This window comes from Limosilactobacillus agrestis (genome assembly GCF_014145585.1).
In the GTDB taxonomy this organism is placed as follows: Bacteria; Bacillota; Bacilli; order Lactobacillales; family Lactobacillaceae; genus Limosilactobacillus; species Limosilactobacillus agrestis.
The window spans coordinates 1-24,996 of sequence record NZ_JACIVF010000018.1; the positions used below are offsets into that span (position 1 = coordinate 1).

The following is a 24,996-nucleotide window of genomic DNA, read 5'->3' on the forward strand; positions in this document are numbered from 1 at the left end:
TATTCTTCAACAGCTTTAAGTTTAGTTTTAACGCTAATTTTGGTCATATAAAATACCCCCAGAGTTGATTTCCAACTCTGGGGGTACACGTCATTTGCCGGCCTGTTTATTGTTGTGATAAGTATTTTTCAACAATTTTAAGAATCTTTTCGCTCGCGTGCCCATCCCCAAACGGTACTTCCGCCTGTTCCATCTGCCGATACTTCTTTTCATCATTTAACAATTCAAAAACTGCTTGTTGAATCGTTGTCGGATCAGTCCCAACAATTTTTACGCCTCCCAGACTGACCGCTTCTTGACGTTCTGTTTCATCACGTAAAAGCAAGAGTGGCCGGTGCAGTGCTGGGGCTTCTTCCTGCAAACCGCCTGAATCAGTTAACAAAATTGAACTTCGGGCAGCAATGTTTAAGAAATCATGGTGATTTAATGGCGCAATAAGATGAATTCGGTCATGATCTCCTAAAATATCATTAGCCAGTGATTCTTCTTCTGGATGAGGATAGACAGGGAATATCAAATCAAGCTTGTTGTTAGTTTCCACAATATCACGCATTGTATGAAAGACACGCTTCATGGGGGCACCGAGGTTATCTGTGCGCCGCATTGTCATTAATAAAATCCGATGGTCTGCTGAGATAGACTGTAGTAAAGGATGCGTAAAATCTTCTTGTAAATTATGTTTCACGCTATCAATTGAAGTATTTCCAGTAACGTAGATTCGTTTTGCCGGATGGTGCTCTTGCAATAAATTATCGCGGGCACTGGTCGTCGGCGCAAAGTAAAGATCGGCTAAATTATCTGTAAGACGACGATGCATTTCATCAGGGAATGGCGAATACTGTTCATAAGTACGTAACCCCGCTTCGACATGGCCAAGTGAAATATGATGATAAAAACTAATCAAACTGGCAGCCAAACTTGTGGTCGCATCACCAGCAACAAGGATCATATCTGGTTGTCCAGCATTAATTACATTATTTAAGTTATGCAACAGTTGGCTCAATAGTTCAACTTCATTTATGCTTGTTACGTTCGATGAATCAACACTGAAATCAATTTGAAAATCCAGATATGCCAACGTGTCGTTTAATAATTGGGAATTTCCCGTTGCAACAAGGACTGGTTGCCAGTTTGCTGGATTTCGTTGCATTAATCTAATAATCGTCGCCAGCTTCAAAACCTCAGCCCGTGTACCAAACAAAAACATAATCTTATATGGTGGCTGCATTAATGATGCGCTCCCTTCAGTTTATTAATAAAAAAGACGCAATCACTAAACAAAGCAATCACGTCGACAGTGCATTATCAAATGGTCCCATCCGGATTTGAACCGGAATCGACCGCTTAGGAGGCGGATGTACTATCCAATTATACTATAGGACCAAACTAAAGAATATTATCGCATTTACAACGGGTTTCGTAAAGACGATAATTATTCTTTTTTAATTTTCGTTGTTTTTACGCCGATGCTTCAAACGAATTCCTTTATTTTTGCGATTCTTTTTCTTTCGCCGTTTCTTTGGCGTAGAGAATCCACTGAAGGTTTGATTCATCTTTTTATGAGTTTCCCCACTTAATTGTTCTTTTTGTAAGTGGCGACTAGCCTGCTTTTTAATTGAAACCACCCGTTGACCTTCTTTCGGTTTCTGGTTGGTTAATTTATTATCACCAATGTAGAGCTTAGTTATTTCATAATCACTATCAGCAAGCAGTTTCTTAAGGTCACGAATATCATGATCATCACCTAAACTAAGTGCTAGCCCTGGCTCTCCTTGTCGCCCAGTACGACCAACCCGATGAATATAGGTATTGAGCGCTGTTGGTAAATCAAAGTTAATAACAGCTGGCAGTTTAGGAATATCAATACCCCGGGCCGCTAAATCCGTTGTCAGCAATAACTTAATTTGCCGCTTTCTAAACATCCGCATCGCTTTTTCACGTTGTACTTGCTTCTGTCTACCACCCAAAGTACTTACCGGAACATGTTCGTGCCGCAACCGACTTGCAGCGTAGTTCAGGGTACGGGTACTATTAAAGAAGACCAGTGCCCGAAAATCTTTAATACTCGTCAGCCGGCGTAAAGTTGCTGTTTTCTGCGCATTAGTCCGTGCACTTAGGTAACCGTGTTCCACTGGTCCTTGAGAAGTATCCTCATCACGAACATCAATAGTTTCAATATCGCGACCAAACATCACATTCAATTCATCCAGAACAGGAGATTTAGTAGCAGAGAAGAATGCTAATTGAGTAGATAATGGGGTTGCACGCTCAATATCTTCTACGACAGCTAAAGTATCATCTTGAAGCATGTCATCAGCCTCATCAATAACCATTGTCATTAGATGGCCGAGCTTTAAGTGGTGGTTATCAAGCATATGAAGTACCCGTCCAGGTGTCCCTACCACGACATCAGGATGTTGGTGCAAATTCATAACTTGTCGCCGTAAATTTGCCCCTCCTGTCAGTGATTGGACGCTAACACCAATTAAAGTTGCCCATTCACGGATTACCTTCGTTGTTTGAATTGCCAACTCTTGTGAAGGTGCGAGAACCAATAATTGAGTTCCCTCGCCTGGCATAATCTTCGGCAAGAGTGACAACGTAAAAGCAAGGGTCTTACCAGAGCCAGTCGGTGCTATTCCAAGGACAGATTGGTCAGTTTTTAATACCGGCGCAACTGCTTCTTGGATTGCTGTGGGCTGCTTGTATTTTTCATCAAAGTGTTTTTGAAATTGTTCGATCAAATTAAATCATCCTATTCTTGATCGTTATCAGATGGGAAAACTAGTTGCGCAGATTGACGAAGGGAGTACATAACTGAGTTGACCGTCTTAGATAATTCTAACCAATGCTTGTACTTCTTCATTTCCTCTTCATCATCAGGATTGTTAAAGAGGTCTGCGAAATCATTCATTTCATCAGTCATTGAATTTTCTTCAACTGGTGCTTCAATTGGGTGTGCATTTTGGTCAGCATCATAATATGTTACTTTGGTAGTATCAAAAATACTATCAAATACTAATGTATCCTTTAGCCCGTAAACTTCTGAGTATAAGTGCGAGTTAGCGGTCTTACCAAAGTTTAATGTAACTGTAAATTTATCATAGTTTAAGATTGCAACACCTTTTGCATCCACACCAGTCTTTGCAAGTGTTGGGAAGTAAACTACTGAATCTGGCTCACCGTAAATAGTAACAGCGCCATAAACAGCATAAACACCGAGGTCCATTAAGGCTCCACCAGCATACTTAAGGGTAAAAATGTTAGGATATGGTTTCTCACCATCAAGAACCTTATCATAACGTGATGAGTATTTCATTACCGTTAAAGTAGCGCCTTGAACATAATGTTCTTTCATTTCGTCAACTTTCTTTAAAGCCGCTTGATAAATCTTGGTGTGGATATGACGAGCAGCTTCGACCAACCGTGCTTTAGGATGCGCAGCAAGTAAGGACTCAATTGCACTGTATTCGTTTGGGTTAACAAATGCCGGCTTTTCAACAATGATAAATTTATCATTTTCAATTGCCTTTCGTACTTGTTGATAGTGCAAACTGTTTGGTGATGCAACATACACCACCTCAAAGTCACCATCTTCAAAGAAACGGTCTAGGTCATCGTAAAATTCAGTTGCTCCATAAGGCTTTCCAAATTCTTCGGCTCGTTCTATGGTTCGTGAGTAAACCGCCGTCAACTTATACTTACCAGTTGTTTTTGCGGCATCTAACATTTGATCAGTAATAATATGGGTTCCAATAACACCAAGTTTTAGCATAAAATCAACTCTTCCTTTTCAATTATTCTTTGGCTACATCTAATTTTAACAATTATTGCGTGTTTTTAACAGAAATGAAATCTTCTGATAATAGAAATGTGTGTATAATTAGTTATATTATAAAATGACTTATCACTTAATTGAGGAGACTGATAAAATATGAGGAAAAAAGGAATGTTACTTTTCGGCGCGGGACTAATGGCTGGACTCACTAGTACTTTAGGGTTCAGTCGTGCAAAGAAAAGCAATAATACAATCTCGTTACCTATCTTTTATGCTGGCACATGGCAATATTATGATAAAGAACGAGATCGCTCTCATAAAATAACAATCTCTCCTGAATTAAAGCTCGGTATCGATAACCAAATTATTCCGGCAACGGTTCAACAAATCAAGCCTGATAAGTTAGTTTTCCTTGATCGGTTTGGTTATCATATTACTATTCGAGCAAATGAACAACGGCCCGTTTCACTTATTGACGAAGCTGATGACCAAGTTTATACCATTCAACCTATAAAGTAATGCTGGCACTATGTATCAGCATTTTTTATTTTTAAATTTATTTAGTATATTGACGATGTGCTGGTGCCTTGTAGTTTTGCATAAATGCTAATATCTGATCAAACTGGTCACTAAAGCAAATGCTATTTAAATAGGGATCTTCAATAAAGCCGGCCTTATTCATCCGCCTAAAGAGCTCATTCAACGGAGTATAGAAACCATTAAAATTATAAAATGCAACAGGCTTTTTATTGTCCCCAATCGTTGTCCACGAAGCAGCTTCACTAATTTCTTCGAGCGTCCCGAGGCCACCGGGAAACGCCAATAGGCCATCTGCAAGGTTCATCATCGTTTGCTTGCGGACATCCATATTAGGAACGACTCTTACATCCGGTAAATCTTTATATATTGCGCCACGCTCAGCTAGTTCAGTAGTAATTACCCCGTGAACAACACCCCCGTTTCGTAAAACTGTCCGGGCAAGTGTTCCCATCAAGCCAAACGCGCCAGCACCATAAACTAATTCAATATCGTGTTGGACCAACCATTCACCCAATCGTTGCGCTTCATGATTAAATGAAGGGTCATTGCCATCACGCGCACCACAATATACTGCAATTCGTTTAATCATATACCTACTACTCCCCTTTAATATTTTTTAGAGAATCCAATTGATGCTTAATTGTTGTTGCCGCACTCTTGATCTCTTCTTCTTCTAAAGGATAAAGCTTTAAGAGAAGAAGATTACCAATTCCTTGCCGACCAATTAACGCTGGAAAGCTGATATAAGTTGCATACTGTGGCTGATAAATTGCAACTGGCAACGCTAATTGCTCATCCGCAAAAATTGCCGTAATAATTCGTAAGGTCCAGGCAGTAACAGCACTAACATTATAACCTAATCCATCGAGGGTATACCAATTACTAAGATTTGCCTTAATTTTAAGCTGACTCTGGTCTAAGTGGTGACCATTGATGGCTGCCGTTAAGGGTTGACCATTAACCCGAACCGTTGACCAGGCAAATACTTGATGACCATCATGTTGTCCATAGACAAAGCCCGTTACATTTGCAGCAGCTACATTGGCGGCGTCTGCAATTGCGTGATAAAGACGAGCAGTTTCAACCACCGTACCAATTCCAATTACTTGCTTTTGCGGTAAACCAACCTGTTGCTGGAGAACAGCGGTAATTGCTTCATTGGGATTAGTAAGGTTAATAAGGATCCCACTAAAATCACTTTTAAAAATCTTATTGCCAACTTGTAAGGCCTGGTGATAATTAGTCCCCAACTCGGCCATTGGTTGTTGCTTCATCAAGGCACTCTTTCCAAAGGCCGTAATAAGAATATCTGCATCGACCAAGGCTGCGTAATCTTGAATAATTATTTTTGTATGAGTCGCCAAAACTGTTTGGGCATCGTTTAAGTCCGCTTGAATAGCAATTGCTAGTTGATCTTTTTCGTCAATTAAAACCAATTCATCAACTTTCCCATTCATTACTAGTTGGTTGGCTAACATTTCACCAACATGCCCTAAACCAATAATTCCAATCTTTCTCATTTTTAGTTCTTCTTTCTATTTCCCGGGAAATAACGAACCTAATAAACAACTTCACAGCAAGACAATTGTTCTATACGTTACCCCTACTCTAAAAAATATAGGAGGCTGGGAAAAAACTTTCGTTTTCTCTCAGCCTCAACTATTTTCACGAATAATAGCAGGATAACGTGGAACTAGCTTAGCTCACCGCCTTGTCGCGAAGGTTATTTTCCACTCTCTATTTTACTTTTCCTGAAAATTCCGAGCCTCTGGAAAATTACTAAAAATTACATCACGGGCGCCCTTTGAAAGGTCAAAAGTTGCTTGAGCATTATAACTTTCTTGGTGGTCCCCCACGTGTAATACTACTTGCGTTGGTTGTAAATCTACTTGAACTCCTAATTCAATTGCTGCCTTAACTAATTGTTGTACATCATCTGAGTAAACATCGCTAATTGCTTGCAAAGGATGATGGAAATTAATATTTTTTGTATAACGATCATTAGCAATCTTCAACCCAAATGATAATAAATCACCATTTTCAAGCTGGTCCGCTAACTGACCGCTAAGAGTTAACGAAGGATCATCCACCCGTCGTTGAACAAACTTTAAGGCAAGCTGGTATTCCCGTGGAGCATTAAACTCAACAATAAAGTTTTGCAACTCGGCAATTAATTGCATTGCCTCTTCGTGCATCCATGGTAATTGTTCCTTAGGTTTTTGTAAGGCTACTTCATTGTTCCGCTTTTTTGCTTCTGTTAACCGTTTCTCTAAGTTATCAGGTAACGGTGTAAGAATACTATTTAACAGCATTAATTCAAGGAAGTTAATTGTATCATCACTAATCCCTGTTCGTGATAACGGATCGAGGTCAAAATTACGAAATTCAAGATAATCAATTCCTTCATGTAAGGCTCCATCAATATCATGGATATCATGATTATGCCGTCGCAATCGTATTGGGCCGAAAAATTCCTTCATACTATAGTAGGTCCCATTATCAATGAAGTGTTTTAGTTCCGCAAAATGCTGATCATAAGAAGCGTAGGTAACCTGCTCATTGACTAAGTTGTCATCCCCGTAATCACTGCACCGCAAACTCCTTACTGGTAATTGCAAATCATCAGGAACGCTGTTGGGCATATCCTTTGAAATTGGACTGGCCCCATATAAATAGGTAAATAACCATTGATACAAATAGAACTTTTGTGCCAACTTGAAGTAGAGATGATTTTGAAAATCAATGCGATTTGGAAACTGATCTGCATAAAAACGGTGATAAAGCTCATTAATCAATTCACCATCCAAGCTGAAATTAACATGAACATCTCCTAAGATCTCTTGGACAATCCCATATTTTTTACCAAGATAATCATGAGTTTGTTGATCCCATGTTTTTGTAAAAGCAGTTTGTAGATATTCCAGGTCATGTTGATAAATCGGTCCTGGCGCCATACTCAAGGGCCATAAGCGTTCGTCACTTCTTAAATGTGAGATGACAATTTGCTCCAACATTTTTAATTGCCGGACTGCATTCTTAGCCCCAACAACCGGATCCGTTTCAAAGTCCATCATGTCATCCGTATACCCTGAATTCAAATAAATATTATATTGCCGTGAACGCAGATCTTCAGGATATGGATAACGACTTGCCCGCCCATTGGTCAAGATTCGGTGCTTCTTTACCTCTAAACCAAACTGTGAAGAAAAAAGTTTGGCATTTAATGACGGTTCTTTTAAAGCTGCTTTAAGTTGATCATAATCGGTTCCCATCCAAGAATCCCTCCAATCAATCATTTTATTCAAATTCAACCATAACACTTTTGAAACATAATAGACAATAATTACTTGATTATTTTATTGGATAATCACTTCAATATAGATTAAATCTTTTGTCCATTAATTATAATAATCTCCGCCACCAGGGAACATAAAATTGCTGATACTCTTTAGTCTTAGCAAAAAAATGATTAATTCCTTTATTTTTATAGTGATGTGCTTTTAATGAAGTAACATAATCAACATAAATTTTTATTCGTTGTATCTCAGGGACACCACGCCATGCTAAAACATCTTGCGCATTTTTTATTAAATCAACATAATTACCACCATCATCATAATCACGGGGCGCCTGCCAATATTTTTTAGCATCCCGGCGCAACTGACTATCGGCCGGTTGCCTAATATCAAGGCGTTGATGAGTGTGTTGATATTTACCAAGTACATAATATTCTCCATATGGAATGCCATAATTAAAAGATTCTGTATCAGCAATTTGTCGTAATTGATCGCTAGAATAATGACTAGGATCAGTATCAATCATCCCTTGGCCAGCAAAGCGATAAACATTCCATTGACTAACAAAATGGCCTTGATCAATATTAACAATAAATTCAATCATCCGTGCTGAATTGGCATGCCAACGATATGAATTCCGGAGCAGTTGAACTTTCATATTACGGGGATAAGTAAACGCGTCATGATAACGATTATGATAATTGGCCCCCGTTTTAAAGTCGAGCTTGAGATGATTGTCATGGGCATAAGCAAGTAATCGCTGAAAATCCGTTGCTCCTGGTAAAAGCATTGGACTTTGATAGCGACGAATAAAGGCAAGATTTTGCCAATCAAGATAGCTACGAAATAAATGAATTTTTTGCCCTAACAAATCAGCCCTTAACCCTTCATCCCCTGAATAGGCTGTTACGACTAAATCGCGAAAATAAGGATAAAAGAAACTGACAGGTGCTAACTGGGGTGAAAATTGATATGCGGTTGGCGGCAATTGAAGGAAGCCATATTTATCAATATATGCTTGCAAGTGGTGATTAATAATTAAATTGAGCTGTTCGTGGGCACTAAGACTACTTTGCTTTAACGCCCGTACGTAATCAATCGACCCAATTAGTTTTGTTTTCATTAATTTTTCTGCCATAAGCATCGTTTAATATCGACATGATCCTCATCTCTAAAAGGGATCCCTTCTGCTAATAACATTGGGCGTTGATCAAGCCAACCAGGGACCAATCGACCGGTACTTGTTACAACTCGATGACATGGATGTTTCTTATCTGCTTTTCCTAATACCTTACCAACGAGGCGGGCATTTTTCGGATGACCAATAATTCTGGCAATTTGCCCGTATGTTGCGACCCGACCAAGGGGAATTGTATCGACAATAGCAAATACTGCTTGGATAAATTGTTTATTAATTTCCGTAATTACCGCTCTCTTCTTTCTTTAAGGGTTCATGGATCATCATCACGTGCTCACGTTCTGCTTCAATAAAATGATCACCGACTGCTTTGAAATCATATTTTTGGTAAAACTGTTCAACATAAGCTTGCGCATGAATAACTATTTCAGTGTGCGGAAAATTATTGGCAATGCCTGTTAATAAGTGTTCAACAATCTTTCCTCCGAGCCCAATTCCTCGCGCCTGGGAAGCTACAACTACGCGTCCAAAAGTTATAGCATCGTTCTGCTTAAAATAGCGAGCATAAGCAATCACTTTTCCATTATCAATTGCAAAAACATGGTGAGCATGCTGATCGTTATCATCTGGATCAGGATACGAACTCTGTTGCTCACCATTAAAAACCTCAGCTCGTAACTTAAGAATGGCAAAAAGCTCCCCAACCGTTAATCTATTAAATTCTTTATCAAACCACTGCATCATTTATTCCTCCTGTATTTTTATTTATTATCTATTATACGAAAGTCCACAAATAAAATCTGGCAATTGAGAGTAATTTCCCTGCTAAATAATTTTATTATTAAATTTATGGAATATAATAAAGATAACAGTATGTTTATGAATGGAGTGTTTTATCATGGATGATTTTTCACCTAACCGTCAAAATACTATCGATATTACTGAGCAAAATAGATTTTTATCAAAGATGTATGGTTTAATGACGCTTGCCGTATTACTTTCCGCATTAACTTCTTGGCTCGTGATGAACGTTTTTGCTCATCAATTTACTGCTTTTATGATCAATAATCGCTGGGGTATGTGGTTAATCATCCTTTTGCCGATTATTCTAACATATGGGATTAGTTTTAATGCTACTCGTAGTCCTGGTCTTTGCCTGTTCCTATTAATTTTAACGGCGATTGTTTATGGGATTACCTTTGCATTTATTGCAGGCGCTTATACTGGTACCGATATTGCAACGGCCTTTGTATCATCAGCAGGTGTTTTTTTAACGATGGCGATAATTGGAACTTTTTCACACCGTGACTTTACTAAAATTGGTTCCTATGCTAGTGCAGCTTTAATCGGGTTGATCATTGCCATGCTAGTCAACTTTTTCGTACAAAGCCCACTAATCAATTATCTCCTTTCAGTAGTTGCCATAATTATTTTTACAGCATTAACCGCTTGGGATGCTCAACGAATGAAAAATATTTATCTCGAATGTAACGGGCAGGTATCTTCCAATGGTCTGGCCGTCCTTGGTGCATTACAACTTTATCTTGATTTTATTAACCTCTTTGTCAGTTTCTTAGACATCTTTGGATCAAATAACGAAAGATGAAAATATCACAAAGTATAAAAACTAAAACAAACATCCACTAATTACCATCAAAACGCTCCCTATTAGCAATTTCGTTATCCATAATACGGCCGGTAGTAATTTCACCAGCATTTCTGAATAAGTAGACAAAATAGGATTTTTATTTACATTTGATTGTAATAAGCCTGAACTAATTCAACAAAATCATTAATGTTATAACTTGTTCCAAATAGTTTACGGGCCGATGTTGACCAATAAGAAATCGGGTCTTGATGATCAGTTCCACCAAGATAACTTGAAATCATTGCATGTGTCCAGACAGTTCCACCGCCATCTTTTGTTCCTTTGATGACAGGCAAATTATTCTTTTTTAAGATATAGGCTGTATAGTAAGCGGCGTTGCCAAGTTGGTTTGCAAAAGAAGTGGCAGTATATTCGTGAGGCATTTCAAACTGAACAAAGTATGGATTAGCAGAGGAGCCAGCCCCTTCAGCCATATATTTTATATCAGCAATATTAATAATTTGTTGATTATCAATAAATGTATGAACAAACACCCTAGTTGAACTATAATTTTGCTTCATATAAGAGACTTCACTAGTAATCGTCGAATTTTCATTTCCAGTATCATGAATTACGACCCCTCGCGGCTTTCCTGATGAAGTACTATAACCCCGCCGTTCAAATATACGTGAAATTTGTTTAGTAATTTTAGCGTGTGGAAGACCAGACTGAGCAAGGTAATTATTGATTTCGTTGTTCATCTTTAATTCAATATTGGTAGCCCGAACAAAATAATTTTTCCCATTATAGTTAATTCGTGCATAAGTATCATCGTTATCATTAGCAGTCAGATAGTAACGATTGACCTTAACTAATGCTTGTTCAGGCAGGTGAGTGCGTTGCATTGTCGAAAGTGAATCATATACTTTTACTCCACTATTTAAAGTGGCCGTTTCACTAACAGCATATGAATTACTAACATCCTTTGTATAATGAGAAGAAAACAAATTTCCTCCGATAACTGCTATTACGATTAAAATAAATAAGAAATATATTAAATTTTGCTTTTTCTTTTTAGCTTTTCTTTTTGTCATAGTTATTATTGTAGCTGATAAACTTAAAATTTGTAAAAAACTAATTATTCATAAGTAATACTAAAAAAATCCCTTGCCAACAATATCGAAAGCTTGGGATTATTTTTATTTACTTTGAACACATCTTAATAGCGATAAATTATAATTCCTCACTTTTTCACTAAAAGAATCGCCTAGCCATTTAACAGTATCTTTAATTACAAGATAATTAAGTTCATTTTCTTTAGTTAAAATGTAAAATTTCATTTACAGGGCGGCGCTCAGAGTGATAACTGTTAATCGTCGTATCGGCTGGATAGCCAAGTGAGATTCCCACGATGAAACGTTCATCTTCTGGCACAGCTAAGATTTGGTGAAGAAGAGCTGGGAAACGGACACTATTATAAGTTGGGATCGTCCCCAGTCCTTCAGCAGTAGCGGCCAACATAATATTTTCTGCAAATAGGCCCGCATCGAAAATCGACCAATCTGGTGAGGCTTTAGGAATAGTAATATAAAGAATGACTGGTGAATCATATAAAGTATTGCTAGCATTTGTCATCTTTTCATGAGCCTCATCAAAATTAGCAAAATGATGAACAATTCCATGACGCCATTGACTCATATTAGCCTGAGCTTGGGGCGCCCACTTTTCACGACTCATTACCGGCAAATCTGAATTCCCTGTTTTTCCCGCAAGATCTTGTTGATGATAGGTATTCTTAATTTTTTGTAATGTATTACCCATTGCACAATATACTTGCCAAGGTTGGGAATTTACCCATGATGGAGCACGTTGCGCTAATTCAATAATTTTGGTAATCATCTTTTTTTCAACTGGTTTATCCGTGAATTGACGAATTGAATGACGTTGATTGATTGCATCTTGTACTTTCATTGGCCTAAAACCTCCTTTAGCTAGGTTTGGGTTAAATTCTAGCATAATTAATTTTACAACAAAGGCGTTAACATTTGTTCTCCACTTTCATAAATTTAAAATATAAATGTTAAGAACTGTAAATTTCAACCTTAATCTTCAGGTTTCCAAAAAACATAAGCATCTGGATCAGCACACTGGCCACCTAAGTCATGTAGCTGACTAATCGTGGTCATTTCTTCCGTAGTCAGTTGGAAATCAAAAATATCCATATTTTGTCGCAGCCGATCTTCATGAACGGATTTTGTTAGAGGGATAATCCCTTGTTGAAGAATCCAGCGCAATGCCACCTGAGCATTAGATTTACCATACTTAGCACCAATTGCTTGTAGGGTTGAATTTGTCAAAACAGTTGCGCCTTTCCCACCAAGCGGTCCCCAAGCCTCAACTGTTATCTGATGATTCTGGAGGTATTTTACCGTGTCTGCTTGGGGCCATCCAGGGTGAACTTCAATCTGGTCCACCGCCGGTACAACCGTTGCTGTTTTTAGTAAGGTTTCCATATGATGGGGAAGAAAATTACTAACACCGATCGAACGAACTTTGCCAGCGTGGTACAGTTCCTCTAAAGCCCGCCAAGTATCAGCATTGACTTGGTCGGCCTGATCCCCATAGTGGGCTGGTGTTGCCGGCCAATGAATTAGATAAAGATCCAAATAGTCAAGCCCGAGGTTATCCAAACTTTTTTGTACCATTTTCTTTGTTGAATCATAGCCCCGCTGGTCATTGGGTAACTTACTAGTAACAAATAAATCCTTACGATCAATTCCTGAATGATGAATTGCACGGCCCACTGCTTGTTCATTGCCATAATCCGTCGAAGCATCAATATGCCGATAACCTACCTTCAATGCGTTACTAACAGCTTGTTCCGTGACATCAGCTGGTGTTCGAAAAGTTCCATAGCCAACAACGGGGATCGTCAAACCATTATTTAACTTCACCGGTGAGTTAATACTATCAAGATTCATCATTAATTCCTCCTGTCCTTAATTCATTCTTATTTTAATCGGATACCAACCAAATTCCAAATTATTACCGTAATGGTTGTCCACTTCAATAACTATTAGAATGCTTTTCCAAAGTTCCTATTCAAAAAATGAATAAGAGAGAAAGTAAATGATCTGGTGTTCAAAAAGGATATTAGTCACCTAATAATCATTGCCTTATACTATAAATACCAATTAAGAAAAGAGGTATGATTATGACAGTTGATATTACCAAAGACATGCGCTTTAGTCCTGCATTTAAATACATAGATGATGGAAAAGAGCACGGTGTTTTAAGCCCCTTTGCCCCCCAAACTATGCATCTTAAAAAAGGGGAGATTATTGCTGAAGGATTTAAACCCTTAGAATGCGATATTAAAATGCTTAAGGATGTGGCAGTAACTCTCCGAGACGGTGTCACTATCTATGTGGATATCTTCCTTCCTGAACATGCTACTAAGGTTCCCACCCTTATTGCTTGGAGCCCATATGGTAAAAGTGCTGGAACTGCCCCTCGTTATAAAAATCTTTTTAACATGCTGGGAATGGGCAACCAGTGGAGCTCTGGCCTGACCAAATTTGAGGGACCCGATCCTTCTTATTGGTGTTCACACGGCTATGCAGTTTGTAATCCTGATATGCGTGGTATTGCACATAGCCATGGTAATACAACTATGCTTGGTTCCCAAGAGGCTCAAGATGGCTACGACTTAATTGAATGGATTGCTAGTCAGGACTGGTCAAATGGTAAAACAGCCTTAACTGGTACATCTTATCTAACCTGGTCCCAATGGTTTATTGCAGCGGAACAACCACCACACTTAACCTGTATTAATCCAACCGAAGGATTATCAGACGCTTACCGTGACCTGGCTTTTGTTGGAGGAATTCCAGACAAAAACTTTATTAATCGTCTTCAGGTAAATCACGTCAGTGCTACTGGTGCTAAACGAGAAGATATGACACTCGAAATGGATTCTTATCCTAATGCTGATGCTCCTATTTGGCAAGATAAAATCGCTAAGGCCCAAAATATCACTGTCCCTGCTTATGTGATTGCTAGCTATTCTAACACCCTTCATACAATGGGAACCTTCCGTGCTTGGCGAATGTTAGGTTCTAAAGAAAAATGGTTACGGATCCATGATCGCCAAGAATGGCCATTTTATTACGACGAAGCCAATCGTGAAAAACTACGGCTTTTCTTTGATTACTATCTCCTGAACAAAAAGGATAATGGCTGGGACGAGACACCTGCTGTCCAATACACCGTAATTGATTTAGAAGGTCACAATGAAACAGACATCCCTGCTAAAACTTTTCCTCCCCAAAATAGTCATCTAAAAAAATACTACTTTGATGCCCGAAGTAGGACCTTATCAGGAAAAGCTGCTCTCGAAGACCAACCAATTGCTATCCCTACCGATGGGCTTCCAGGACGTGTTTCCTTCCAAATGACTTTTGATAAAGAAACCACATTTGTTGGCTATCCAAAGGCAAAACTTTTCATGGAAGTAAAAGACTACGATGATATGGACGTCTTTGTATGGGTACAAAAGCTTGATGCACGAGGGAATGTCCTCAGCGAATTTGTAGTACCAAATCATGGTGCAGCTCTCCAAGACTTTACACAAGATGGAGCATCTACCTTACGTTACAAAGGTTCTTGGGGTCGCTTACGTGCTTCTCGCCGTCACTTAGATGAAAAATTAAGTACAGATGAGATTCCGGCCTACTCCTTTGACCGAACAGAAAAACTCAGCCCAAATGAAATTGTTCCTTTGGACATTGTTCTAAGTCCTCTCGGTTTACGTTACTATCCTGGCGAAACTCTTCGAATCGTTATTAGTACCAAAGATGAACTTGGCTCTATTATGCCAGGTACCCCAGGATGCACTCCTGATAATAAAGGAACTCATATTCTTCATACCGGTGGTAAATGGGCCTCTTATCTTCAATTACCACTTATACAATAAATGACTAAAAAATTGTACTATAATTATAGTACAATTTTTTTATACATAGGAGGGCTTATGAAAATATCGACATTAAAATACTTTGTTACTATCGCTGAAGAATTAAGTTTTACCAAAGCAAGTGCCAAACTATTTGTTTCCCAACCCAGTTTAAGCCGTCATATTCACGAACTAGAGCAAGAACTTGGAACTAAGCTCTTCATTCGGCATAGTCATTCACTCTCATTGAGCCCAGACGGAGAAGCCTTTTTGCAGGCCACAATTAAAACCCTAGAACAGTTCGAACAATTGTCAACTATGTTTCAACCCAAATCCCATCCCGAACCTCTTCTTGAAGTTGTTCGTATCGGTTTTCCTAAAAACTTCAATCGAACAAAGCTGACTCAAAAGCTTGAGGTCTGTAAAAGACATTTCCCCCACTTGCAAATAATTGTCTCAGAACTATCGCCACTTGAACTCAATGAAAAGTGGCAAAGCGGTCAATTAGACTTACTTATCAACTTGGAAACCTATATTCCCGAGTCTATTCGTGTCCAAGCTACTTTTTTAAAAAATCATCTAAAAATCATTATGTCAAAAAAGAACCCCCTCAGTCATAAACAAAAACTATCAATGGCCGACCTAAAAAACGAATCCTTCGTTCTATTAGAACGTAAAGAATCCCCATTGATTGTCGACTATGTTATCGGTCAGGCCCTTGCCAGTGGCTTTCATTTTAATGTAAAAACCTATGTTTCAAACCTAGCGGAAGGTCTTTCCCAAGTTTCTCTTAATAACCAACAGGTTTCTTTTATCTATTCTGCAATGGCCGATAGTAGCTTAGAAGAGCAATACCAAGTAAAATTTGTAAGTCTTGATGCTCCTAATAACCATCAAGACTTAGTCCTCGCTTCCCCACGAGTAAAAACTCCTACACTTGAAACACTTTCCCAAATTCTAACAGAGTAGCTAACAATTCACAGAACTCTTAACCTTTTAGTGGATTTCTATTTTTTAGAAAAAAGCGTATCTATTTGTAAAATTAAGTTGGAAAAATAAAAAAATCTCTTCAAAATCAGAGAAGAGATTTTTTAATTTATTATGGTAATAACAGTCCGGCAACCTTATCTCCTAAGGTTGGATAAATCGTCATCACTTTTTGCCGATATTCGGCCCCACTAATATCCAACCCAATAATTGGCAAGAAATTATTAACATCATCAGCTGCGTAGTCACCAACCTCACTAACACCCACTAATTGGTGGTCTTTAAAAACTAGTGTAAGGGTACTAATTTGATCATTTTGACCAGCGTAGAGACTGCCGTACTTTAGTGAAACCGTTTTAACTTGGTATTGCGAATCATCAATAACCTCATCGGCATTAACACCAGCCCGAGCAACCTCAGGGAATGTAAAAGCCGCTTGACCAATCGTTGGGTAAATAATCTTTTGTTCTGTTTTATTAGTTAAATAATCAAAAAGATATTGCCCTTCAAATTCAGCAACCGGGGTTAGCTTAGGTTGTTTGCGACTAATAACATCCCCAATTGCATAAATACCATTAACGGTTGTCATTAAGTGACCATCGACCTGAATTCCATGACGATCATACTTAATATCAGTATTTTCCAGCCCCAATTTTTCAATATTTGGATGGCGTCCAGTAGCGGCAAGGACATAATCTGCTTGAATTTCACCATGGTCCGTAGTAACAACTAACCCATTTTCCCCCTGGGCCACTGCTTGTGTTTCAGTATTAAAACTGAATCTTATTCCTCGTTGCTTCATAGCCTTAACCAATGCTTCATCTTCTTTCGTGGTAAATTCACGAAGGGCACGGTCAGAATGAACAACGATTGTTACTTCAGCACCCGCAGCAGCTACAAGTGTCGCTAATTCTAAGCCAACAAAACCTGCACCGATTACCGCAATGCGCTGAGGGAGTTTCTTTAACGAAAGTAAATCATAACTGGTATGCAGATATTCTTTGCCAGGAATATCTAACAGGTTCGGTGCTTGGCCAGTTGCTATAATAATATGATCTGCTTGATATCGATGGTTATTAACTTCTACAGTACGATTATCAATAAAATTAGCATAACCGTCTTCAACATCATGCGTCTTTTTAATAATTTCCCGCGTTTCGGCTGGCCAGGAATCAAAACGATTTAGCTTCGTCTGCATCAAGGCTTCCCAATTTAATTTTGCCGGTTGACTAATTCCCCGTCCAAGGAGTTGCTGAGATTGAAGAACAGTACGCGCAGCCCCTTCCAGGAAGATTTTCGGCTCACAACCATAATTAGGACACGTGCCCCCATATTCGAAACCCTCGATTACTAACACTTTACGATCAGTTTTTGCTAAGAGATTAGACATCTTGTAAGCGGCTGGTCCTGATCCAATCAAAATATCATCATACTTTTTCATGTTTTGTCCTCCAAAATTTCGTAATATTAAATTAATTTTAACTTAAATACCAGCTAGGCTCCAGAAAAGAGAAAATAACCTACAATTAACAAAAAGCTATTTTCCCCTCCCAAATTGCAGCTAAGGCATTATACTCAAGCACATGTATTTTCAATACCATAATAGTGACTGCAATAGCATCAGTAAAGGTAATTAAGCATTATTTATTCATGTTATACTCACTCCATGATCTATTTATTTCAATAATTAAATTACTTACTTTTACGACCTTTTCATTAGCTCATATCTTGAAAGCCCTTTAGATTCTGATCAATAATCTCATAATTATGACCGCTAGCATTCTGTAATTCCGCATGTTCAGACCCCCACTCAGACATTTCTAATAAAATTTTTCTGAGAGTCTTCCCATGTTCGGTCAAACAATATTCAACTCGCGGAGGAACCTCTGGATAAACTTTTCTTTTAATAATTTGATCTGTTTCAAGTTCTTTTAGCTGCTTAGTTAGAATTCGCTGACTGATTCCTGGAAGCCTTCTTTTTAGTTCACCAGTTCTCATTGGGGCTGTTCCTAAATTGCACAAAATTGATGTTTTCCATTTTCCAGAGATTGTCTTCAATGTTATATCAACTGCTAATTGATAAATTTCTTCTGCCATTACTGTCACAACTCCTATTTTATTCAATTATTACATTTTTGTACTCAACAGACTTCATTGTACCTGCTTACTTTTTTATAGCAAATTAAGTAAACTATCATTAATCAATTTAATGCGGAGGTCCACAATGAAAATATCTAAAATAAAATTAGCTTTATTTGCGATGGCAACAACATTTTTTGCTGTCGGAGTTACAGAATTTATTAGCGTTGGTGTTTTACCTGCTGTTGCTCATGAATTTAGCATTTCAACCAGTACAGCCGGTTTGATTACCACTTTATACGCCCTGGGGGTAGCAATTGGTGCACCTATTTTAACCCTTTTGACCAATAATTTAGCAAAGAAAAAGGTTATCCTTAGTGCTCTGTTAATTTTCTCTCTCAGCCATTTGTTAATCGCGGCCGCACCTAACTTTCTCACCGTACTTATCGGGCGTTTTATTGCTGGAGCAGCACACGGTCTACTGTTCGCCCTCAGTTCAATTATTGCGGCAGCACTGGTCGGACCATCCAAGCAGGCCAAGGCGATTGATTTATTTTTTCAGGTTTTACAATTGCTACTGCCCTGGGAGCGCCACTCGGAACTTCCATTAGTACCTTTATCAGTTGGAGAATTCCTTTTTTAATAATCGCCTTTCTCGGAATGATTGCCTTAGTAATGAATACTTTTGCGCTACCAAATAAAAAATCACAAAAAGAGAAAATTGATATCAGCGAACAATTGCGCATTTTTTCGGAACCACACATCTTACTGACGCTTTTAATTACTATTCTAGGATATGATGGCACTTTTGCTACCTTTACTTATCTGTCACCAATTTTAGAAAATATTACCCTCGTGAAAGGAAAATATATCAGTCTTATTTTAATCATTTATGGTATTGCTATTGCCATTGGAAATAGTGTCGGCGGCAAGCTTGGTGATTCTAGACCAGTCAAAATTTTATTTGCCATTTTTCTGATCCAGGGCATTTTTTTACTAACTTTCTACTTTTCTTCAGTATCATTAATACCGGCCATTTCTAATATTATCATTCTTGGCCTATTTGCTTTTATGAGCGTACCAGTATTGCAGGCATATATTTTGACCTTAGCTAAAGACTATCGACCACAATCAATGGATATCGCGTCCTCGCTTAACATCTCTGCATTTAGCTTTGGGATCGTGCTTGGTTCATTTGTCGGCGGACAAGTAATCAATTGGTGGAGCCTACGTGAAACTGCAATTGCTGCTGCCAGCTTACTCCTGATAACCGAACTTTTAATGGTTATCGAAGCCCATTTAGAGAATCAACGGCGGCTATCTTGTTCACTAGGATAATCCTTAATGCATCCAATTTTGGGTGCTTTTTATTTATCAGAAATTATTATTTTTTCATACTGAAGTAACTTAACTTTACGGTTCAAGATAATCTTTTTCTGTTGTTTACCATTATATTGCCAACCATGCGCTTCGTAAAATTTGATTGCTGGTTTGTTCTGTACTAACATCCACAACACAAAATGTGAATATCCTAAGTATTTTAAACCCTTTTCGGCGTTTTTCAATAAAAGTGTACCGATACCTTTTCCTGCTTGATTAGGCAAGACATAAATAGCCATTAGTTCACCCATACCATCCTCTACAGCACGAGTCTTCCCATAAACTAACAACACCTAAAATTTTGTCTTGACTGGTCATCACAAGATTATATCGACCGGTAGTTAATAAACTTTTTTTGCCAAAGCCGCTCATCAAGTTGAGTTAATTGGTCATTGGGCAGGATATCCCGGTAGGCAATTTGCCAAGATTGTTTAATCAACCTGCTTGTTGCTACTATCTGTTGCTCCTCTAAGGGCCTTATTATTAATTGCCCATGCTTTATCATTCTTACCCTTCTTCGCCTTTTATTATAAAATCACCATCTTTGAGCCTTCCATAACGCCCAGAGATGGTGATTGGGATATTTTAACTATAGAACTTGTTTGGTATCAGCAATTTGAATTTCACGCAAGTTTACCCCCTGCGGTAATTCATAGGCAAACTTAATTGACTTTGCGATATCATCAGCAGTAATTGTTCCCATACCTGCTGCCTTATTTCCAGCAACATAATCATTTTTAATTTGATCACTAGTGGTATGGCTGAGTAATTCTGTATTAACCGCGCCTGGTAAAATCCGCATAACTCGGACATTGTAAGGAGCCATTTGTTGACGAGCAGTCTCAGATAATCCCATCACAGCGTACTTAGAAGCACAATAAACCGCGTGATGTTCAAAAGGCTCAATCCCAGCCAAAGAATCAACATTCATGATTGTGCCACCTTGACGCTTTTTCATTTGGGGCATGACCGCACGCATTCCGTTCAAGACACCCATCACATTAACATCGAGCATCTTTTGCCATTCATCGGGGTTTTGCGTCTCAATATCACCTAAAAGCATCACGCCGGCAGAGTTAATCAAGAGGTCCGTTTCGCCATATTGTTGTTCAGCGTCATCGATTGCTTTTTGAAAGGCCTCTCGATCCGTCACATCTACTTTGCGACAAATAGTATTGCTCAAATTTAATGCTTCCAACCGTTCTACTCGTCTAGCAAGTAATAATAAAGGGTACCCATCTTGGTTAAACAATTTAGCAAGGGCCATCCCAAAGCCTGAACTAGCTCCAGTAATCACAACTAGTTTTTTCATAATAGTACCTCCGTTATTTTTAACATAATTTTAACATAGATAACCATAATAATTTGATATTTAAAACAAACCTCGACCCGCATTCATCATTCTAATGAATGGAGCTCATTTTTAGCAATCTTACTTATCCGAATTTCGATTAATATTTAATTTAAGTTTTCAATTAAGGTAGTTGTTGCTGCATCAGAGTCACTACGGATAATTAAATCTGCTCGGGCATCAAAATCATTACGGCGGTTATTAATGTTTACCACAGTGACACCAGGGAGAACATTGCCATAGTAGCCGTTAGACCCAATCACGATTACCAAGTCTGCCACAGCCATCCATGAATTTGCTTTGGCATAGGCATTTTCGTCAATTCCAATATGGTGATAAACGGGATCAGGGGATATTAGGCCGCCGCATTCAGGACATCTTGGGACGGATTGGTTTAAGATCTTAATATCATAAATCCGACCACAGGTTAGACAATGGTTAACATTTAACGATCGCCAAATATCAGCCACCTGCTGACTACCGGCAAGCTCATGAAGGTAATCAACATTAGTGGTGATGACACCAGCTAATTTACCTTGTTTTTCCAGCTCAGCTAACGCATAGTGACTCTTGGTTGGCCCATTGTGAAAAATTGGGTCAATAAAGAGCCGGTGAAAGTCGTTATAGAATTCTGTAGGGTTAGCTTCCAAGTAACTTTCAGACGATAATGACCCGCTATCACTACTAGCCAAATGGCGCAGGTCAGGAATACCAGCATTAGTCGAAATTCCGGCACCCGTAATTGCATAGGTGTGCTTAGCGTTAGCAACTAAATCCACTAATTTTTGAATATTATCTAAGGTATCTGAATGATTAAAGAACATCTTTTCCTCCTTAATAAACTGGTACTAAGTGGATGTGAGCATGAAAAACCGTTTGCCCAGCAGCTTTGCCAACATGACTAAATACCTGATAACCTTGGGGATGGTATTGTTTATCTAATTGCTTTTTTGCATCGTTCATCAGCTCAATTACTTTTACCTGCACATCTTCGGGAACATCAAACCAAGTAACATAATGTCCTTTCGGCATAATTAAGAGATGTCCTTTTGACATTGGTTGAAGATCATAAAAAGCTTTTGCCTGATCATTTTCTAATATAAGATCATTAGCTGGTTTATCACAAAAAATACACGATTTTTGCATTCTTAACACCACCTCAGCTAAAATTTAATTTTGCAATTCATTTTTTCAAGAACCGTTGCGGTGAATGATGGATCAAATTTACTCAAATACCTTGGCTTGATAATCTGCTGACTCTTCATCAACACATAGGAAGTAATCGCATCCTTGATTGTTAACTTGTGAGTAAGCAAGTAGTCGGGGGCATAGATTCGTGGAACCATCAATTGATCTTGTAAAATCCACAATTCTGGTTTCGACGAATTAAAAATTCCGGCTTCTTGCCCCGCCCGAAAAAACTCCAGAAGGTGTAAATTATGGTCAACGATTTTCCCTTGAAGCAACTGATATTCATGGGGAAATTCCGCTTTTAAATCAGTTAAGAAGATCGCGCTAAAGTGACTGTAAAAAACCAGTGCTGCTTCTAATTGTTTTTCAACATTAACAATCCAGTCATTTTCATCATGAATGAAGGAAGGCAAATCAAACTGGTCGATATAATTCACATATTCAATCACCACTGCACTAATCACTTTTTGGCGGGAATTAAAATAACGATAAACCGTGGCCCTACTTAAAGGAAGCATTTTAACGAAATCTTCCATTGTTAAGTCGCTAAAGCCCGTTTTGATGATCCGATTTAAGATTAAATAAGTCATTTGCTGTCGCCGTCGCTCTTTTGACATCTTCACCCCTCCTCATATTCAATATTATATCCACTTTTTGTAAGAATGATACTCTTTTAGGAGAAACAGTCTCAAAAAAATAAAATAAACTTATTGCAACGGAGATTACAAATCAAGGTAACTTCACATAGTATGCAGGTAGGCTGACTGCTACTTGGTTAGCCTTCCCTAAAAAAGAATTGAAACTAAAAATGTCATTAAGTTAAGTCTACTTACTGCATCAATTGACTTAACCTAATAACATTTTATTTTCTGGAATCATACATTGTATTTATCATTTTTAACAATCGTGGAACCTAATCGGTATTATCTAAAATAGACTGAATTATCATCTGACCAAGTTCATCAATGGCCGTTAAAGTTTCATATTTCATTCTTTTACCCTTAAATACTTGAGCCAAGTTAAAAGAAGCAGCTACGACTAAGTATTAGTAGCAGGTTATAAGTTATATTTATGGAACATAACATTTAAATATTAGTCATTGTTACTTTTCAGGGCTATGCTTATTAAGTGAAGGTCTTCTAAATAATTTTTAAGCTATAAAGAAAGAGTAAGGTAATAATTATGATTAAACAAATGAAAACAAGTTCAATGAAGCTTAACGGTTCAGAAAAAAATATTTTACAAAAATTAGCAACTCAGTTAGATGAAAATGAATACAAAGTTGTACGAAAATCACTATTATTAAACCACCTAAACACTGAATTATTTGACGATTACGAAACTTTCTTGGATCTATTACAGCAAACAGTAAATGTAATGGAACATGACGAGAGTGCAAAGCAGGAACAAAAAATTTATTCAAAATTATTAGCTGTCGATGATCAGGTAAATAACATTATGACGAAAAACATAATTTACCCCGAGAAAGTGAAAAAAGTTTACAACAAGTGGGAGCAAATTATCCATGAATTTCTCATCCCCTCGGTTATGGAGGAACTAGAAAATAATTTTTAAATCTATTTCGTCATTTTTTACAAAAGTGTTGCATATAAAAAATAAATCATGTAGAAAGCAGCTTGGCGAGTGCCACATTCTTTTTGGTTTAGATGTCAGAATGACTCTTGAGCCAATACTTGATGATTTTACTTAGTAATGCTGGTTATGATTCCGTCAATTATATTAATTTACTTTTGTAATCGTAAAAAGTTATATACGGCAATTCATAAGCACTAAATTTGTCTTAAGTACATAATTTTTGTCAATAATTAAATGAGGGTGGTTAATTTTGGATTTAGAACATCGTTATTTTTATGAGGTCTGTCAGACACGAAACATGACAAAGGCGGCCAAAAATCTTTATATTTCAGAGCCAACCCTTAGTACAGCAATTAAAAAGCTAGAGCAAAAATTAGGCTTACAATTATTTTTAAACGCAACCAATAAAATTCGATTAACGGAACAGGATTTCAATCATCAATTACAGGATTATAAAAAATTAAAACACCAAACACTTCATGTCGGCACCTCCCAATATTTTAATTCATATTATCTCCCATCAGTATTAAAGGACTTTTATCGGCTATATCCGGATGTTAACGTCAGTATTATAGAAAGAAATACTCAATTATTAAAGCGGGAAGTCAAAGTAGGAAATGTCGATATAGCTATTCATTGTGGAAAACAAGATGATTCCCTTCGACACTGGGCTGTACAATCTGATAAGATTTTATTGGCAATTCCGAAAAACTTTATTAGCGATTCCGAATATCAGCAAGCGAGAGCCTTTATGGTGGAACATAAGTTTAACGGTATTCCGAATTTCCTTAAAAAACTGCCCTTTATCACCTTGTCACCTACTAATGACTTAACAATGCTGATTGATCAACTTTGTGACCAGTTAAATTTTTATCCCCACTCTATCCTAGAAGCATATCAATTAGAAACGGCATTTCACATGGCTTTTAGTGGATTAGGTGCAACCTTTATCACGAAACAAATTAAAAATTTCTTTGACAGTACTGACAATTTATATTATCTCAATATTAGTTCACCAGTTACGAGTAGGGAATATTATGCATATATTCGGAATAATGCTTATCAATCTAACTATATGAAACAATTTATTAGACTCTTAAAAAGAAAATAAAGAATCA

General features: G+C 37.8%; 27 protein-coding genes and 1 tRNA gene. 8 read left to right on the forward strand and 20 right to left on the reverse strand.

Annotated features, from left to right (window positions below):
• Positions 1-106: 106 nt before the first annotated feature.
• From wecB to H5R88_RS01075, 4 genes are all read right to left on the reverse strand, one after another.
• A complete protein-coding gene (gene wecB / locus H5R88_RS01060; RefSeq protein ID WP_182578402.1) occupies positions 107-1,228 on the reverse strand; it encodes a non-hydrolyzing UDP-N-acetylglucosamine 2-epimerase in 1,122 nt (373 codons plus the stop codon).
• Between the two features lie 82 nt (positions 1,229-1,310).
• A tRNA-Arg gene (locus H5R88_RS01065) sits at positions 1,311-1,383 on the reverse strand.
• 59 nt (positions 1,384-1,442) lie between these two features.
• The gene (locus tag H5R88_RS01070) at positions 1,443-2,744 is read right to left on the reverse strand and encodes a DEAD/DEAH box helicase (protein ID WP_182600060.1); all 1,302 of its coding nucleotides are present in this window, start codon (positions 2,742-2,744) and stop codon (positions 1,443-1,445) included.
• Between the two features lie 11 nt (positions 2,745-2,755).
• Positions 2,756-3,775, reverse strand: a complete 1,020-nt coding sequence (locus H5R88_RS01075) for a Gfo/Idh/MocA family protein (RefSeq protein ID WP_182578404.1) — start codon at positions 3,773-3,775, stop codon at positions 2,756-2,758.
• Between the two features lie 159 nt (positions 3,776-3,934).
• On the opposite strand from H5R88_RS01075, the gene H5R88_RS01080 reads away from it, so the two are divergent.
• Positions 3,935-4,297: a DUF4828 domain-containing protein gene (locus H5R88_RS01080; RefSeq protein ID WP_182578405.1), complete on the forward strand. Its 363-nt coding sequence runs from the start codon at positions 3,935-3,937 to the stop codon at positions 4,295-4,297.
• A gap of 37 nt (positions 4,298-4,334) precedes the next feature.
• Here the strand turns inward: H5R88_RS01080 and H5R88_RS01085 are convergent, their stop codons facing one another.
• From H5R88_RS01085 to H5R88_RS01110, 6 genes are all read right to left on the reverse strand, one after another.
• Positions 4,335-4,907, reverse strand: a complete 573-nt coding sequence (locus tag H5R88_RS01085; protein WP_182578406.1) for an LOG family protein — start codon at positions 4,905-4,907, stop codon at positions 4,335-4,337.
• A 7-nt stretch (positions 4,908-4,914) separates the two neighbouring features.
• Positions 4,915-5,838, reverse strand: a complete 924-nt coding sequence (locus H5R88_RS01090; protein WP_182578407.1) for a lactate/malate family dehydrogenase — start codon at positions 5,836-5,838, stop codon at positions 4,915-4,917.
• Positions 5,839-6,060: 222 nt separating this feature from the next.
• Positions 6,061-7,590, reverse strand: coding sequence for a glutamate--cysteine ligase (locus H5R88_RS01095; RefSeq protein WP_182600061.1), 1,530 nt, complete (start codon positions 7,588-7,590; stop codon positions 6,061-6,063).
• Between the two features lie 130 nt (positions 7,591-7,720).
• The gene (locus H5R88_RS01100; RefSeq protein ID WP_372457355.1) at positions 7,721-8,737 is read right to left on the reverse strand and encodes a DUF3114 domain-containing protein; all 1,017 of its coding nucleotides are present in this window, start codon (positions 8,735-8,737) and stop codon (positions 7,721-7,723) included.
• Positions 8,737-9,030, reverse strand: coding sequence for an MGMT family protein (locus tag H5R88_RS01105; protein ID WP_182578465.1), 294 nt, complete (start codon positions 9,028-9,030; stop codon positions 8,737-8,739). Before H5R88_RS01105 ends, H5R88_RS01100 begins: the two co-directional genes overlap by 1 nt.
• Positions 9,026-9,496: a GNAT family N-acetyltransferase gene (locus tag H5R88_RS01110; RefSeq protein ID WP_231824809.1), complete on the reverse strand. Its 471-nt coding sequence runs from the start codon at positions 9,494-9,496 to the stop codon at positions 9,026-9,028. The genes H5R88_RS01105 and H5R88_RS01110 overlap by 5 nt, the downstream gene beginning before the upstream one ends.
• A gap of 154 nt (positions 9,497-9,650) precedes the next feature.
• Here H5R88_RS01110 and H5R88_RS01115 point away from each other — a divergent pair, with 154 nt between their 5' ends.
• Positions 9,651-10,358: a Bax inhibitor-1/YccA family protein gene (locus tag H5R88_RS01115; RefSeq protein WP_182578410.1), complete on the forward strand. Its 708-nt coding sequence runs from the start codon at positions 9,651-9,653 to the stop codon at positions 10,356-10,358.
• A gap of 143 nt (positions 10,359-10,501) precedes the next feature.
• On the opposite strand, the gene H5R88_RS01120 is transcribed toward H5R88_RS01115, so the two are convergent.
• From H5R88_RS01120 to H5R88_RS01130, 3 genes are all read right to left on the reverse strand, one after another.
• Positions 10,502-11,347, reverse strand: coding sequence for a peptidoglycan recognition protein family protein (locus H5R88_RS01120; protein ID WP_231824810.1), 846 nt, complete (start codon positions 11,345-11,347; stop codon positions 10,502-10,504).
• Between the two features lie 310 nt (positions 11,348-11,657).
• Positions 11,658-12,311 carry a nitroreductase gene (locus H5R88_RS01125; protein ID WP_182578412.1) on the reverse strand — a complete coding sequence of 218 codons (654 nt, stop codon included), beginning with the start codon at positions 12,309-12,311 and terminating at the stop codon, positions 11,658-11,660.
• 131 nt (positions 12,312-12,442) lie between these two features.
• On the reverse strand, positions 12,443-13,324 hold the full coding sequence (locus H5R88_RS01130; protein ID WP_182600062.1) for an aldo/keto reductase: 882 nt from the start codon (positions 13,322-13,324) through the stop codon (positions 12,443-12,445).
• A gap of 230 nt (positions 13,325-13,554) precedes the next feature.
• Between H5R88_RS01130 and H5R88_RS01135 the strand changes: the two genes are divergently transcribed.
• Entirely contained in the window at positions 13,555-15,315 is a 1,761-nt protein-coding gene (locus H5R88_RS01135) for a CocE/NonD family hydrolase (protein WP_182600063.1), read from the forward strand.
• Between the two features lie 57 nt (positions 15,316-15,372).
• Entirely contained in the window at positions 15,373-16,263 is an 891-nt protein-coding gene (locus tag H5R88_RS01140) for a LysR family transcriptional regulator (RefSeq protein WP_182600064.1), read from the forward strand.
• 130 nt (positions 16,264-16,393) lie between these two features.
• On the opposite strand, the gene H5R88_RS01145 is transcribed toward H5R88_RS01140, so the two are convergent.
• Positions 16,394-17,722: a dihydrolipoyl dehydrogenase family protein gene (locus H5R88_RS01145; protein ID WP_182600065.1), complete on the reverse strand. Its 1,329-nt coding sequence runs from the start codon at positions 17,720-17,722 to the stop codon at positions 16,394-16,396.
• A 275-nt stretch (positions 17,723-17,997) separates the two neighbouring features.
• Positions 17,998-18,378: a winged helix-turn-helix transcriptional regulator gene (locus tag H5R88_RS01150; RefSeq protein ID WP_182578418.1), complete on the reverse strand. Its 381-nt coding sequence runs from the start codon at positions 18,376-18,378 to the stop codon at positions 17,998-18,000.
• A 127-nt stretch (positions 18,379-18,505) separates the two neighbouring features.
• Between H5R88_RS01150 and H5R88_RS09625 the strand changes: the two genes are divergently transcribed.
• Both H5R88_RS09625 and H5R88_RS09630 read left to right on the forward strand, forming a co-directional pair.
• Positions 18,506-19,003, forward strand: a complete 498-nt coding sequence (locus H5R88_RS09625) for an MFS transporter (RefSeq protein WP_259393956.1) — start codon at positions 18,506-18,508, stop codon at positions 19,001-19,003.
• Positions 18,967-19,698 (forward strand): MFS transporter, encoded by a 732-nt coding sequence (locus H5R88_RS09630; protein WP_308182678.1) that lies wholly within the window; start codon positions 18,967-18,969, stop codon positions 19,696-19,698. Before H5R88_RS09625 ends, H5R88_RS09630 begins: the two co-directional genes overlap by 37 nt.
• Positions 19,699-19,727: 29 nt before the next feature.
• Here H5R88_RS09630 and H5R88_RS01160 read toward each other — a convergent pair whose 3' ends face one another.
• The 5 genes from H5R88_RS01160 to H5R88_RS01180 all read right to left on the reverse strand — a co-directional run bounded on the left by H5R88_RS01160 (position 19,728) and on the right by H5R88_RS01180 (position 22,899).
• Positions 19,728-20,033, reverse strand: coding sequence for a GNAT family N-acetyltransferase (locus H5R88_RS01160; protein WP_182578419.1), 306 nt, complete (start codon positions 20,031-20,033; stop codon positions 19,728-19,730).
• Positions 20,034-20,329: 296 nt separating this feature from the next.
• Positions 20,330-21,052 (reverse strand): SDR family oxidoreductase, encoded by a 723-nt coding sequence (locus tag H5R88_RS01165; protein WP_182600066.1) that lies wholly within the window; start codon positions 21,050-21,052, stop codon positions 20,330-20,332.
• Between the two features lie 146 nt (positions 21,053-21,198).
• Positions 21,199-21,915, reverse strand: coding sequence for an SIR2 family NAD-dependent protein deacylase (locus H5R88_RS01170; protein ID WP_182600067.1), 717 nt, complete (start codon positions 21,913-21,915; stop codon positions 21,199-21,201).
• A 10-nt stretch (positions 21,916-21,925) separates the two neighbouring features.
• The gene (locus tag H5R88_RS01175; protein WP_182600068.1) at positions 21,926-22,237 is read right to left on the reverse strand and encodes an HIT family protein; all 312 of its coding nucleotides are present in this window, start codon (positions 22,235-22,237) and stop codon (positions 21,926-21,928) included.
• Positions 22,238-22,254: 17 nt separating this feature from the next.
• Positions 22,255-22,899: a TetR/AcrR family transcriptional regulator gene (locus H5R88_RS01180; protein WP_182600069.1), complete on the reverse strand. Its 645-nt coding sequence runs from the start codon at positions 22,897-22,899 to the stop codon at positions 22,255-22,257.
• 565 nt (positions 22,900-23,464) lie between these two features.
• On the opposite strand from H5R88_RS01180, the gene H5R88_RS01185 reads away from it, so the two are divergent.
• Together H5R88_RS01185 and H5R88_RS01190 are read left to right on the forward strand one after the other, a co-directional pair.
• Positions 23,465-23,857, forward strand: coding sequence for a hypothetical protein (locus H5R88_RS01185; RefSeq protein WP_182600070.1), 393 nt, complete (start codon positions 23,465-23,467; stop codon positions 23,855-23,857).
• Positions 23,858-24,128: 271 nt separating this feature from the next.
• Complete coding sequence (locus H5R88_RS01190) at positions 24,129-24,989, forward strand: LysR family transcriptional regulator (RefSeq protein WP_182600071.1); 861 nt, start codon at positions 24,129-24,131, stop codon at positions 24,987-24,989.
• The last annotated feature ends 7 nt before the right edge of the window (positions 24,990-24,996 follow it).

What these genes read in the sequence shown, in the direction of transcription:
- H5R88_RS01185 (WP_182600070.1), top strand. Translation starts at nt 23,465, where the DNA reads ATGATTAAACAAATGAAAACAAGTTCAATGAAGCTTAACGGTTCAGAA.
- H5R88_RS01170 (WP_182600067.1), bottom strand. Translation starts at nt 21,915, where the DNA reads ATGTTCTTTAATCATTCAGATACCTTAGATAATATTCAAAAATTAGTG.
- H5R88_RS01095 (WP_182600061.1), bottom strand. Translation starts at nt 7,590, where the DNA reads ATGGGAACCGATTATGATCAACTTAAAGCAGCTTTAAAAGAACCGTCA.
- H5R88_RS01145 (WP_182600065.1), bottom strand. Translation starts at nt 17,722, where the DNA reads ATGAAAAAGTATGATGATATTTTGATTGGATCAGGACCAGCCGCTTAC.
- H5R88_RS01140 (WP_182600064.1), top strand. Translation starts at nt 15,373, where the DNA reads ATGAAAATATCGACATTAAAATACTTTGTTACTATCGCTGAAGAATTA.
- H5R88_RS09625 (WP_259393956.1), top strand. Translation starts at nt 18,506, where the DNA reads ATGAAAATATCTAAAATAAAATTAGCTTTATTTGCGATGGCAACAACA.
- H5R88_RS01090 (WP_182578407.1), bottom strand. Translation starts at nt 5,838, where the DNA reads ATGAGAAAGATTGGAATTATTGGTTTAGGGCATGTTGGTGAAATGTTA.
- H5R88_RS01110 (WP_231824809.1), bottom strand. Translation starts at nt 9,496, where the DNA reads ATGATGCAGTGGTTTGATAAAGAATTTAATAGATTAACGGTTGGGGAG.
- H5R88_RS01150 (WP_182578418.1), bottom strand. Translation starts at nt 18,378, where the DNA reads ATGGCAGAAGAAATTTATCAATTAGCAGTTGATATAACATTGAAGACA.
- H5R88_RS01130 (WP_182600062.1), bottom strand. Translation starts at nt 13,324, where the DNA reads ATGATGAATCTTGATAGTATTAACTCACCGGTGAAGTTAAATAATGGT.
- H5R88_RS01085 (WP_182578406.1), bottom strand. Translation starts at nt 4,907, where the DNA reads ATGATTAAACGAATTGCAGTATATTGTGGTGCGCGTGATGGCAATGAC.
- H5R88_RS01175 (WP_182600068.1), bottom strand. Translation starts at nt 22,237, where the DNA reads ATGCAAAAATCGTGTATTTTTTGTGATAAACCAGCTAATGATCTTATA.
- H5R88_RS01100 (WP_372457355.1), bottom strand. Translation starts at nt 8,737, where the DNA reads ATGAAAACAAAACTAATTGGGTCGATTGATTACGTACGGGCGTTAAAG.
- H5R88_RS01180 (WP_182600069.1), bottom strand. Translation starts at nt 22,899, where the DNA reads ATGTCAAAAGAGCGACGGCGACAGCAAATGACTTATTTAATCTTAAAT.
- wecB (WP_182578402.1), bottom strand. Translation starts at nt 1,228, where the DNA reads ATGCAGCCACCATATAAGATTATGTTTTTGTTTGGTACACGGGCTGAG.
- H5R88_RS01080 (WP_182578405.1), top strand. Translation starts at nt 3,935, where the DNA reads ATGAGGAAAAAAGGAATGTTACTTTTCGGCGCGGGACTAATGGCTGGA.
- H5R88_RS01075 (WP_182578404.1), bottom strand. Translation starts at nt 3,775, where the DNA reads ATGCTAAAACTTGGTGTTATTGGAACCCATATTATTACTGATCAAATG.
- H5R88_RS01125 (WP_182578412.1), bottom strand. Translation starts at nt 12,311, where the DNA reads ATGAAAGTACAAGATGCAATCAATCAACGTCATTCAATTCGTCAATTC.
- H5R88_RS01165 (WP_182600066.1), bottom strand. Translation starts at nt 21,052, where the DNA reads ATGAAAAAACTAGTTGTGATTACTGGAGCTAGTTCAGGCTTTGGGATG.
- H5R88_RS01115 (WP_182578410.1), top strand. Translation starts at nt 9,651, where the DNA reads ATGGATGATTTTTCACCTAACCGTCAAAATACTATCGATATTACTGAG.
- H5R88_RS01135 (WP_182600063.1), top strand. Translation starts at nt 13,555, where the DNA reads ATGACAGTTGATATTACCAAAGACATGCGCTTTAGTCCTGCATTTAAA.